General features: G+C 34.7%; 7 protein-coding genes. 1 reads left to right on the top strand and 6 read right to left on the bottom strand.

Annotated elements, in window-relative coordinates; genetic code table 11:
• Positions 1-267 (top strand): transposase (locus tag K5G00_RS28205; protein ID WP_238769839.1); only part of this gene is annotated, 267 nt, incomplete at its 5' end.
• A gap of 471 nt (positions 268-738) precedes the next feature.
• Here the strand turns inward: K5G00_RS28205 and K5G00_RS28200 are convergent.
• The 6 genes from K5G00_RS28200 to K5G00_RS28175 all read right to left on the bottom strand — a co-directional run bounded on the left by K5G00_RS28200 (position 739) and on the right by K5G00_RS28175 (position 12,330).
• Positions 739-3,882, bottom strand: a complete 3,144-nt coding sequence (locus K5G00_RS28200; RefSeq protein WP_238769838.1) for a glycosyl hydrolase — start codon at positions 3,880-3,882, stop codon at positions 739-741.
• A gap of 161 nt (positions 3,883-4,043) precedes the next feature.
• On the bottom strand, positions 4,044-5,780 hold the full coding sequence (locus tag K5G00_RS28195) for a RagB/SusD family nutrient uptake outer membrane protein (RefSeq protein WP_238769837.1): 1,737 nt from the start codon (positions 5,778-5,780) through the stop codon (positions 4,044-4,046).
• Positions 5,781-5,807: 27 nt separating this feature from the next.
• Entirely contained in the window at positions 5,808-9,188 is a 3,381-nt protein-coding gene (locus K5G00_RS28190) for a TonB-dependent receptor (protein ID WP_238769836.1), read from the bottom strand.
• 107 nt (positions 9,189-9,295) lie between these two features.
• A complete protein-coding gene (locus K5G00_RS28185) occupies positions 9,296-10,303 on the bottom strand; it encodes a FecR family protein (protein WP_238769835.1) in 1,008 nt (335 codons plus the stop codon).
• Between the two features lie 58 nt (positions 10,304-10,361).
• Complete coding sequence (locus K5G00_RS28180) at positions 10,362-10,931, bottom strand: RNA polymerase sigma-70 factor (protein WP_238769834.1); 570 nt, start codon at positions 10,929-10,931, stop codon at positions 10,362-10,364.
• A gap of 154 nt (positions 10,932-11,085) precedes the next feature.
• Positions 11,086-12,330, bottom strand: coding sequence for a site-specific integrase (locus K5G00_RS28175; protein ID WP_238769833.1), 1,245 nt, complete (start codon positions 12,328-12,330; stop codon positions 11,086-11,088).
• Positions 12,331-12,470 lie beyond the last annotated feature (140 nt).

Genomic DNA, 12,470 nt, shown 5'->3' with positions numbered 1-12,470 from the left:
CGCTGGGGCTGCCATAAAGCTAATGGCGACCGCATTATTGAAATCAACCATAACCTGGAAAAGCACAAACAGGCCGCCCGAAAAAAACTGTTGAGTGATGAAGGGGTAAAACGCCGCAAACAGCGGTGTGCAGATGTTGAAGCAACTTTTGGGATAATTAAAAATAACAAAGGTTTTAGAAGGCTTTTACTACGTGGCAAAAGAAAAGTAGAAGTTGAAACCGGATTGATCGCTTTAGCGCACAATTTGGCTAAAATAAGTGCATAAAAGCACTTAAAACCTTTTTGCGTTTTTGAAAAAACGTATCTAACGCAAAATATCCCCAAAAGTTAGGTGCAAACTCCTAAAAAACGCAAAATAAAAAACCGTCCCATAAACTTGTTATGAGACGGCCTCTTGATTCTAACTAACTAAACTATAAAAGTTAAACACTTTTTATCATTCAATAATAAAAAGAATTGTTCTTAAATTTCCACCAACTTGGTCAAATAACATAGCAGAATTGATTCAGTTAATATTTATTCATTTTTTATATTAATTTTTGTATAACAACACTGATAATCAGTCAGTTTAAAGGGGCTTTGCCTGCCAGACAATGGTTCGTATATTTTTTTTTCAATTGTGTAATCAATCAACCACATGGCCTGCCCATAGCTATATTCTCAATTCTCAAATAGTCAACCGTAGAAAATAATCTTAATGATTTCTATACAAATCAAAATTGTGCAGTTTTCTAACTTAATGTGAAAGATTTTTAACAGACACAAACTGTAGTTTTACTGGACCAATCAAACCAGATTCTCTCAAATACTGCTCAGAACCGGGTTGATAAAATTTTATAAAGTTTGTTTTTGTAAACCGCTTTTCTTTAGATAATTTACTGTCTCCTATAAGTCGATTAGCCCATTGATTTACAATGTCTATTTCTAACGAATTTACACCGTCAAGTAAATAATCAGATATTTCTACTTTAAATGGAGGCATCCACGTAACAGGAAAAGTGTGGCTGTTTAATCTTATAACAGCTAGTTCCTGTACCATGCCTAAATCAAGAAAAATCTTTTTATCATTGTAATCTTGTTTGCTAATATTAAAATCTTTTACATAAGTTGCTTTCCCCGAATAATACTTAATTCCTGGATCATCAAATTCAAGCCATGATTTTAATTCCGGAAATATTATAGTTTCCGGCCCTCCCCATTTTGGGTCAAAGTGTACTGCCCAAGATCCCTTTATTTCAGTTTCACTTGCATCTTCTTGCACTTCTACATCTGTTTTTTCACCACTGTTCCAGTGAAGTACATAATGCCCCTTTTCAAATACCTCGCCCACAATTACACTATCTTTTTTGTATATATCAATCATTGGTGTAGCCTTTGTGTTATATTGCCTGCGTAAAGGAAACAATTCTACACCATCTTTTTCAATCTTTACAACATGCTCGCCTGGGGTACTTGCTTCTCTGAAAACCACAAAAAACGATTCCTCTGGTTTAAAATGAAAAGGAACAACTGTTTGCCCGTTTTCTTCACGATAGGTTTTGATTTTTTTTATTTCACCACTCATGGGATTCCATAGCTCAGGAATTTTCCCTGTGACCCTGAAAGCGCATTCTACTTGTTCATATCTATCGGGAAGAGTCTTAACATAATGGTAATTGAAATCGTTAATTCCATGATGGGCAAAGCGGTTTACTAGAAAATAAATATCCTGGTTTCCCAACTTTCGGTGAATGTAATCCAAAGCTGTTTTATCGCTAGAGCTTTTAAATGAAAAATCGGGCCTAACTTCCAGCGCATTTAAAACATTGTTAATATTTTCGCCCCATATTACCTGCCCCTTTCCATATTGATGTCTCGTTTTATTTTTCCCATCAATATCTCCCCACATAAGTTGAGCAATTTCATTCACTTCGTTGTCAGATTCAGGGTAGCCACTAAGGCCGGTAGCTCTTTTCGGTCGCGGCGACAATACTGTAGCTCCATTCAAAACCAACTGCTCAACTTTTCTAAGTACTTTTAAATTAATCGTTTCTTCCGGTGTCAGAACTAAAACTCTGTAACTCATTCCGTCAGGTAGAATAATTTTCCCATCTGATACTGATGCCCGGTTTAAGATCACGTCTTTGGAACACTTATCCCAATCATAACCATAATTTAATTCAGCGTAATCTTCTTTTAGATAAACAAAATTAGGTACATCATCTCCATAATAATACAAAACGTCTGCGGTAAACAATCCTTGCTGAAGCATGAAACAACAACGATTAATATATTGGATATAATTACTCGATTGTTCCCACCATGTAACATTAGGAGAAAGATCATTCCCTGCCCTGTTTATTATTCCAGGCTGGCCATATTCCGGTGGTGAACTTGAGCCGATTACATGGAAAGGACGGTTAACGCCGGAACAAAATGCCCGATCCAAATCGTGTTTTAGATCTTTGGGCGCTCGCTCGCATTGCGTAGTAAGAGTTGTTAGCGATTCAGCTCCAACAATACGTATGCCGTTTGTATGAGCAACAGAGGCACTTTGTTTAACAAAATATCTTTCCATGTCAGAAACCCGATGAGTAGTGGCTCTGGCCCAAAATTCTCCTGTGGGGAAATCTCCTATACTCATTATTTGCATGGCATCGATGGGAGCAGCATGTGGCCCCCCGGATTCAGGGTGAATACCCAAATTATTTTCATGTGCCAAATCAGCAAATAATTGATAATTATTCTCGGCAATACAATCACTTATTGTTCTTCTAAAATCGAATAAAAACCGGTTCGAGATTTCCCTACTTCCTACAATCCGCCCAGTTAAAACAGGGAGGTATTTATTTATGTCGTATCCTCTGAATTTTTCGAACTCAAGAGGAAAATCATTCGTCCAGTTTATTGTACCCATTTCCCAGCTATCCGTAAATAAATATTTTAAACTATTTCCGACAGATTGGGCAGATTCAATTAAGGGTAAAATCACATGTTTGCCATACAGGTTAAACGCTTTTGCGTTTAATGGATCGTAAGAAAGCCCATTCCACGCCCCACTTGTATTGTAAGCTTTCGTCCCCTTACATGTCCAGCCATATCTGACAATTAACCAATTGCCATCAGGAGCATCCCAGTTTAATTCTTCACCATTGAAATATTTTGTGATATCTAAAATTTCATTTTGCTGAATAACATTTTCTTTTTCTGATCCGTCGTAATATTCTCTTAATTTGTAAAGAGGGTAATTTCCACGACTACCAAAAAATTGATTATTAGATTTCAATGACCAATTTTTGATCACATTATCTTTAGTCTGAGAATTGAATTTTTGATTTTTTATAGCTTGTATAATAATATCTTCATAGATTAAGTTGGTATCCGGTGTTGGTAATTCCATCTGTACTAATTTTCCCCCTTCAATTTCAACTTCAGAAGACACCAATTTTTTAACAGCATACTCGGGGGTAACAAATGGTCCTCCGGGATTCCATCCTGTTATTGCATTCATTGATACCTCCAAGCCCAATCGATCAGCCTCTTTTATGGCATATTGATAGAGCACATTCCATTCGGCACTTTGAAAAGGAGGACCTTGAGGTGCATCTTTTTGAACGTTTGGCCCGGTATTACCTGAATCAAACAACAAAACTCCTCCTATTCCCTTCTTTTTAAATTCTTCTAAATCGCGAGTAATTGATTCTTTGGTGGCCAAACCGTTCATCCACCTCCACCACATACGCATCTTTGCCTGGTCAGGAGGATTTACAAATTCTTCCTTAAGTTTTTTATAATCAATAGAAGTATCTGTTTTCAGGTAATCGAAATGATTAGTGTTACTAATCTTTGGATTGCAAGAAGATAAGATACATAAAATACTGAATCCTATAATGAAATTCATTTTTTTCATATTCTTGTAAATTTTCCATTCTACATACAGGTAGTTAATCCGTCTATTACACGTAAAAAAGTATCACTCTGTATCCCTTTGATACCAAAGGGATACAGAAAATATTATTCTAATATATTGGAATGAGATATACTAAAAGGTATTTAAGAAATTTAACGGTTTTCCCATCCCGGATTTTGTTGCATTGGTTCCGCAATATTAAGGTTAATAACTTCTTGTGGAATTGGCCATAAGTTATAATCAAAAGTTAGTGTTGACTTTGCTACTGGCCAATATGCATATTTTCTAATTCGTTCAACTGCTATATTGCCTCCCATACGAAGTAATGTATTCCAACGACATTCCTCATAAACAAGTTCCCTGGCACGTTCATCCAGAATAAGGTCAAAATTATCATCTACATCGGCAGCAGTAACCAGGTAAGAACATTGGGCCCTTTCTCTTAAAAGGTTAATATCATCAGCAGCACCTTGCTTGTTCCCAAGTCGTTGTTTTGCCTCAGCCCTTAAAAGGACAGTCTCAGCTAAACGGATAATATAGTCATTCCTGAATAAGTTGCTTTTATTTTCACCTTCATCTATTCCTGTAAATTTATCGGTCGATATTTTACATGATATGGGATAACATAACGTTTTATCTTTGTCATTAAGATAAATTTCACTCCAGGGTACATATTTTTTGTAATAAGGGCTATCCGGTCTGTTACCTTTTATATTTCTGCGAAATACAATTTGTGAATTTCTCATGTCGTCAGCCCACTTCCCTGAATATATGTCGTCTCTTGTATAAAATGTAGGACAAATTGCGGTAATCCCCCTACCTCCTACATCTTCATTCGTTGAATTACTATCCCAATGCCCCCCCGAATTAGCACGAAAAACAGGTCCATAATTCCTGGCATAAGGGAGCTTCGAATTATCATCTATAATTTTATAGGCTTCATAATCAACCTGAGCAGTCCATATACTTTCTGTATTCTCCGGAATATCCTGGTTCCCTTCCTGAAACAGATCCCAATAATAATTGGTTTCACATGTATCGATAACATTAGAAGTTTCTAACGTAAAACCATTCCCATAATAAACTTCCGTTTCTGTTTTACGTGTTCCAAACCGGGTTTGTATTAACGAGTATGGTCCTTCAATTAATTTATCACCATATTCAATTGATTTTCCAAATGCCTCATTAGCTGTCGACTGCTCCCCATTCGCAGCAAGTTCAATACCCTTTGCAAGATATAATTCACAAAGATAATGTTGGGCAGCTCCTCTTGATATCCTCCCCCTGCTTGTAGGTATTATTGGTAAATCATCTTCTATTGCTAATAGTTCATCAATTGCATACTGATATGTTTCAACCCTAGTGGCACGTACATAGTCATACTTAGGGACATCCGTAATTTCGGTTACAATTGGTACACCGCCATATAATTCGCCAAGTGTAAGGTAAGCATAAGCCCTAAAAAACCTAGCCTGTGCCACTATGTATTCTTTTTCTTCTTCAGAAGCCCATTCAATCTGTGGATAATCAGCAGCACTTAATGCCAGATTTGCCCTATTTATTATTCGATAACTGTCTGCATATATACCATTAAACGTACCTGTCAAAGGGCTTATTTTACTATAATCATTAAATGAGTCTCCCAATCTAATCGTCGGAACATCGAACATATCCGTACCATTAAACTTGAATGCTGCAGAGGTAGTCATTCTACCACGAATAAAATGATAATTTTTAATTAATGTCTGCTCAACCTGCTGTGAAGTGCTATAAATATTTTCAGTTGTATATTCTGCGGGCGGATCTTCTCTAAGAAATTCTTCGTCGTTACAGTTGGTTAATAAGACCATACATAATAAAACAAAAACTTTGTATATAATATTTTTCATGATATTATTTTTTAATATTTTCCATGATTAAAAACTCATATTAATTCCAACAGAATAGTTGGATGTAACTGGAAACGAAGATGAGCCAACTCCAATCCCAGCTTCCGGATCTCCTCCTGACCAATCAGTTAAAACAAATAATTCCTCAGCACTTAAAAATACTTTCGCTGAACTAATCCCAATTTTATTGAGTATATGATTCCCTAAATTATAAGACAAAGAAACCCTTTGTAGCTTCAGATAATTTCTTGATTGAAGTGCCATATATTTTTCGTCTGGTGCATAGGTTACGGAAGGATATTTATTTGTAGGATTTTTTGATGTCCAATAGGGTAACCTGATACCATTCGAAGACATTCTTGATGGAGTAGCCGCAGAAAAAGCTTTTACATTTCTGGATAAATAATAGTCTTTAGTACCTAATGTACTAGTTAATAATGCATAAAGTGTTATTCTTTTAAATGTAACAGTATTTCCTAAATTAATTTTATAAGCTGGTTTACTATACCCTAATATTTTTCTGTCATTTGTAGAAATTCCAACAACTCCATCAATATCTTTGTATTTGGGATCCCCTGGAGAAGAACCAGTCATTTCAATATAATCAATATCATCTTCCTGAACAATCCCATCTTGCACATAACCGTAAAAAGCACCAATAGATTGACCAATAAAAAGATTATTTGTTATATCATCGTCTTCAACTCCATCCCCATCAAGATCCTCTTCATACAAGTGTATAAGCTTATTAAAATTTCTCCATAAGTATAAAGAACTTTGCCATCGCCAATTTCCATTTTTTATATTGACAGTTTTTGCCGTTATTTCAATCCCTCTATTGTTTACCTGTCCCATTGATGCTTTCATTGAAGTAAATCCTGTCATTGAAGGTATACGTCGGTCAAATAACTGATCTGTTGTTTTAGAAAAATAAATATCCATATCTAAAAACACCCGGTTTTTTAACCAAACAGATTCAAATCCCATATTTATTGATTCTGTGGTCTCCCACCCCAACTCTGCATTTCCCATGCGCTTCTGATATAATCCATAATATATTTTCCCTGGTGTATCGGAAAATTCATATGGAGTATCTGCACTACTTCCACTAACAACAGTTGAAAGGGTTGTATAAGGACCAATTCCCTGGTTGCCATTTTGTCCCCATGATAACTTGATTTTTAAATTATCAATAATATCTGATTTTACGAAAAAGTCTTCTTCTGAAATTCGCCATCCCAATCCTACTGCAGAAAAAGTTCCCCATTTATTTTTTTCTCCAAAGACAGATGATCCGTCACGGCGTACTGAACCTGAGAGATAATACTTATTCTTAAAAGAATAATTTAAACGACCAAGATATCCAATATTCGTTTTTATAGTATTATTAACATCTGCTGTTATTTCGGAAGCTCTGTCAATTCCATGAATTCCCAATAAAGTATTTCCGTTATCAGAATAATCTTTACCTGTTACACTTAGAGAATAATCGTCTAATTTATCCCTGGTTGCAACTAAAATAGCATCAATATGATGATCGCCTAATGTTTGTTTGTAGCTTAATATATTATCGATAACGTATCCTTTCCTTTTTTTATTAGTTGCAGTCCCATTAGCCTTCCCTAGTAAACTTTCAATTCGCGAAGGAGAATATCTTTCTATTTCTGCACCTTCGTTTACATAATAGCCTTCATGATAAAAATCAGATACATCATCCCTCATAAAAGTATTTTGAAAGTTAATTCGGTAACTCAAGCCTTTAATCCATGGGCAATTTATTGTTGCATAGTTTCTGAGTAGAACTGAATATTGAATATCGTTGTTATCCCGAGTACCGCTTTCGACATCCCAGAGAGGATTGATGTAGGAATTTTCTCTGGGATACTTCTCCAAGTTTCCTTGATCATCTCTATATGGATCGGTATAAGGTGGTAATACAAAAGCATCACCTATACTTGCTGCTACTCCTGAATAGTCCCTCTTCGACATATTTGCATCAAATCCAATACTCAGCCAATCCGTGACATCCAATTCGATTTTACTTAACAATGAAATTCTATTAAAATCATCGCCCAGGATTACCCCTTTCGATTCATCATAGGAAGTCGATAAATAATAGTTAACCCTTTTTGTTTTACCACTAACAGCTAACTGATAATTTTGGACAAACCCTTTTCTGCTTATTAAGTCTAACCAATTAGTCTCTATTCCATTATTATAGTTTTCCAGCTCTGTTCCGGTTAAATTGTCTGTAGTAGGTTCTGTTTGTAGGTATTTTTCGCTGAATACTTTTAAATACTCTGCGCCATTCATCAAATCGGGTTTATTTGACCACGTACTAAGTCCTGTTGTGGCATTGAACGTAATAACCGGTTTTTCTGATTTCCCTTTTTTTGTTGTTATCACAATAACTCCATTTGCTGCTCTTGAACCATAAACGGCTGAAGATACAGCATCTTTTAAGATATCATAGGTAGCAATATCATTGGGATTAATATCATTTAGATTTCCCATATAGATGACACCGTCTAATACAATAAGAGGATCATTTGAACCATAAATAGAATTTTGACCACGAATTTGCATGGAAGGGGTACCCCCTGCTGTAGTTGAAACGCCAATATTTACGCCTGCAACTTCCCCTCTTAACGCATCAAGTGGAGTCTGATTTATAAATAACGATTGTGGAGTGTTTTCCAGTTTTACGGAACTTACGGAACCTGTCAAATCACTCTTCCTTAGTGTTCCATAGCCAACTGCCACAACCTCTTCAATACCAATGGCATCAACTTCCATTGTAACACTAATATTTGTTTTATTGCCAACAATTATTTCCTGTGTTTTCATCCCCACAAACGAAAATTGTAATATGGCTTCACCCGGTATATTGGATATAAAGTATTCTCCATCAGCATTGGTTACTGTTCCATTGGTTGTTCCTTTAACTACTATTGTTACACCAGGGAGAGGAGAGCCTGAGGAGTCGATAACTTTGCCAGTGATTCCATGTTGCTGTCTAATTTCATTTTTAACGGATTGATTTGCACCTCTTTTTTGAATTAAAATGTAGCGATCGTAGATCTCGTATTCAAAGCCTTTATCTTTGAGCAAATCACCTAATATCTTTGATACAGGAGCATGATTGACTCTAACCGAAAGATTAGTTAAATCTTCTATCTCATTATTTTTGTAAAAGAAATAGAATTCAGTTTTTTCTTCTATCGCATTTAGGATCGATTTTAAAGTAGCATTTTCTATGTTTAGGTCTATTCGGGTGTTTTGGGAGTAGCTCTCCGCAGCATTTGCTGATATAAGTCCCATTATTATAAAAACCCATAATAATTTCATCGTTAGTAATAATTTTCGCCATTGCCACCTAGGACAATGACTTACATTGTTTTTTTTCATAAATTTGAATGTTTTAATAGTTGTACTAGATTATTAAATCACTTGACGGTGGAAGTGGTGGGCACTTTCACCGTTTTTAATTCAATTTTGGATTAAATCATAGGCAATTAATTCTTAAAAATTAGTATTTCATCTTTTTTATTATTATTAATTATAAGTTTATATTTTATTCCGTACATACGTTCAAGTATTTTCAAGAAAAGATCCAATGGTTTGTTTTTAGAAATAGTACCAGATATTTGAATATTCCCAATTTTTTCATCTAAGAGTTTAATATCAACATTATACCACCTTTCAAGAATTTTTACCAAATCAGAAAGTTTTGTTTCATCAAGTAATATTTTCCCCTCAATCCAGCTACTGTAAAAATGAGTATCTACTTTCCTAAGCGTAACCTTTCCTGTATGTTTATTGATACCAAGCTGTTCTGATGGTTTTAGAGTTGCCAAATTATCGCCATTACTATTTTCAACTGAAACTTTACCCTCAACAAGAGTCACAATCATCTCAGGATCATCTTTATAAGCAGCAACATTAAAAGTAGTTCCATATACTTTTATGATTCCGGTATTTGTTTTTACTTCAAAAGGGATTTTATCATTGGGAGTAACCTTAAATTGTGCTTCACCACTGAGCGAAACGGACCTTTTTCTCGTATCAAAATTAGTTGGGTATTCCAATATAGTTCCCGCATTTAACCAGACCTTCGTGCCATCTGATAAAGTCATTTTTCCCATTTGTCCCCATTCCATTTCAATCTTGTTATGTGCTATTTCCTGTGATCTAAAAATTAATAATCGGGGAACCATTACTCCAATAAAGAGTGCGATAAAAAATATAGCTGCATACTTAACGGAATGAATCAGGATGCGTCTCAGTAGTGAATTATGTTTGATTTGATTATTTATATATCTCCAGTTTTTTTCTTTGTCAATGGCTTGAATATAAAAGCTATTTGAAGACTTTGCATAGATTTGTTTGACCTGTCGCAGAATCTTTTGAGTTTCGTTAGAATTTTCAATTTTTTCAAATTCAACTTCTTCCTCTGTATTAAGGCTATTGTAAATCTTTTTAACAGCCAGTTCCCATATCCTGTTAGAGTCAATTTTATTCATATGCATCAACTATTGCATATAAAGGACGCGGGAATAGATAATTACAGTGACAGTAAACTCATGTTATTTTAATATTTTTCAAAAATAACCATAATATGAAATCATTCTTTGATAATTTTTCCCGCAAAAAGTGATAAGCCCTGGTCATTTGTGTATTTACTGTATTTATAGAAATATCTAGTTGTATAGCTATTTCTTTATATGATTTACCATTAAGCGTAGCGAGTTTAAAAATCTTTTTTCGTTGTTCCGGTAGATCTTCTATTAATTTATATACATGAATAATAGTTTCTTCCTTTTCAAGGTCGTATTCTTCAATCGGAGTATTTTCAATTTTATTAATAATTGTATTAATATCAATTTTTCGATTTTCAGGCGATCTTAAATAGCTGTAGATAGAATTCCGAATTGACAATAGCAGATAATGTTTTAGTGAGGATTCAATTTGAATGGTATTTTTTCTTTCCCATATCCTCACAAAACAATCACTAACAATATCCTGGGATAGCTCTATATTATTAATTATTGAATTTGCATATAAACATAGAGGTGAATAATATTTGTCAAAAAGCAGACGAAAAGCTTGCTTATCTCCTGATTTTATTTTGTTCCAGTTTAGTTTATCCATTGGTTAATTATTCTTTACAATTTTAGCAATAAATTTTTAGCAAGTAGAATTCATTCTGAAAATCTGGGTATAGTCTCTATTTTAATTTATCATAAAATACTGCTTGTAAACAACTAGCGGTTTTACTCTAATATGATTAAAGTATAAAGCATATTTATTTATCTCTCTTGCTCTTAAGCTTATGTTTAAGATATTTCATATCCACACTTATCTTTTTCTCCAACACTTTGGCATAAATTTGAGTTGTTGTCAACTTTGAATGCCCTAACATTTTACTTACAGATTCAATTGGAACACCGTTATTTAATGTCACAGTTGTGGCAAAAGTATGTCGGGCTAAATGAAATGTCAGGTGTTTTTCAATCGCACAAATATCAGCAATCTCTTTGAGATATGCATTCAGGTTTTGATTGGATATCAACGGAAATATTGTTCCTCTTGAGACCGATTTAGGATGTTCCCTGTATTCTTCAATAATTACATTCGCTTTTGTCAACAAAGGAACCGGTACCGGATTATCCGTTTTTTCCCGTTGTGTAAAAATCCATAGTTCACCATCAATCCCGGGCTGTAAATTTGCCGGGGAAAGGCGCATCACATCTCCATAAGTAAGTCCTGTATAACAACTGAAAACAAACAAATCACGCACATATCTTAATCTTTGAATTTCTATATTTTTATTTTCAAGCTTTTGAAGTTCTTCTTCTGTTAAACATTCACGATTAACTTTTTTGAATTTCAATCGGTAAGAGATAAAAGGATTCTTACTTATCCAATCCATTTTTACGGCCATAGTTATAACTTTGCGTAAACGCTCCAAGTGCTTCATAACTCCATTATTTCCTAACGGTTTATGATGGTCCAGAGGTTCGTAATTGCGTAAAAAGTTTTCGAATTCGCTGATGAACCTGTAATTTAAAAGAGTAAGTGGAATATTCTTTCTCTTTAAATGGTTTTCCAAAAATAAGACTACATACTTTTTAGTTGTGAAATAATTTTTTAAAGTTCCCCACTTTAATACTTTCTGCATTTGGTCGTTATGATAATCAAACAATCCCAGCAGGGAATAACCAGAATCGTCCAATCCTAAAAACCGGTTTTTAACGGCAGCCGGGGTTATTTCTTCATTCTCGACGACCAAATCCTGGTAGTGTTCTACCAATATTGTACGAACTTGTTCAAGAAAAGAATTCAGGTTTTTGTATTCGTCCTTCCACGATTTGACCCTTCCTTTTCGACTGTCCCAATCTCTAACCGGGACCCACTTTTTGACAGATACTTCACAACGTTGGTGATTCACTGTAATTCTTGCATATACAGGAGCTTTCCCATTCTTTGCTTTTTCTCTACGGATAATAAAATGGACTCCAAATGTTACAGTAAGCGTTTTTCTTTTCATATCAAATTAAAATAAACCATTATAAAGGTCACCTGACAGGTCACCTGAAAAGTTCCATTTCATGCCAAAATATATCAAATGGAACTATACCATAATCTTCCGTATTGTCAGTATTAACTGGCCCTACAGAATAAAAGGTG

Origin of the sequence: Maribellus maritimus (genome assembly GCF_022267315.1) — a bacterium.
In the GTDB taxonomy this organism is placed as follows: Bacteria; Bacteroidota; Bacteroidia; order Bacteroidales; family Prolixibacteraceae; genus Draconibacterium; species Draconibacterium maritimum.
This window is presented reverse-complemented; position numbering and strand designations above follow the sequence as displayed.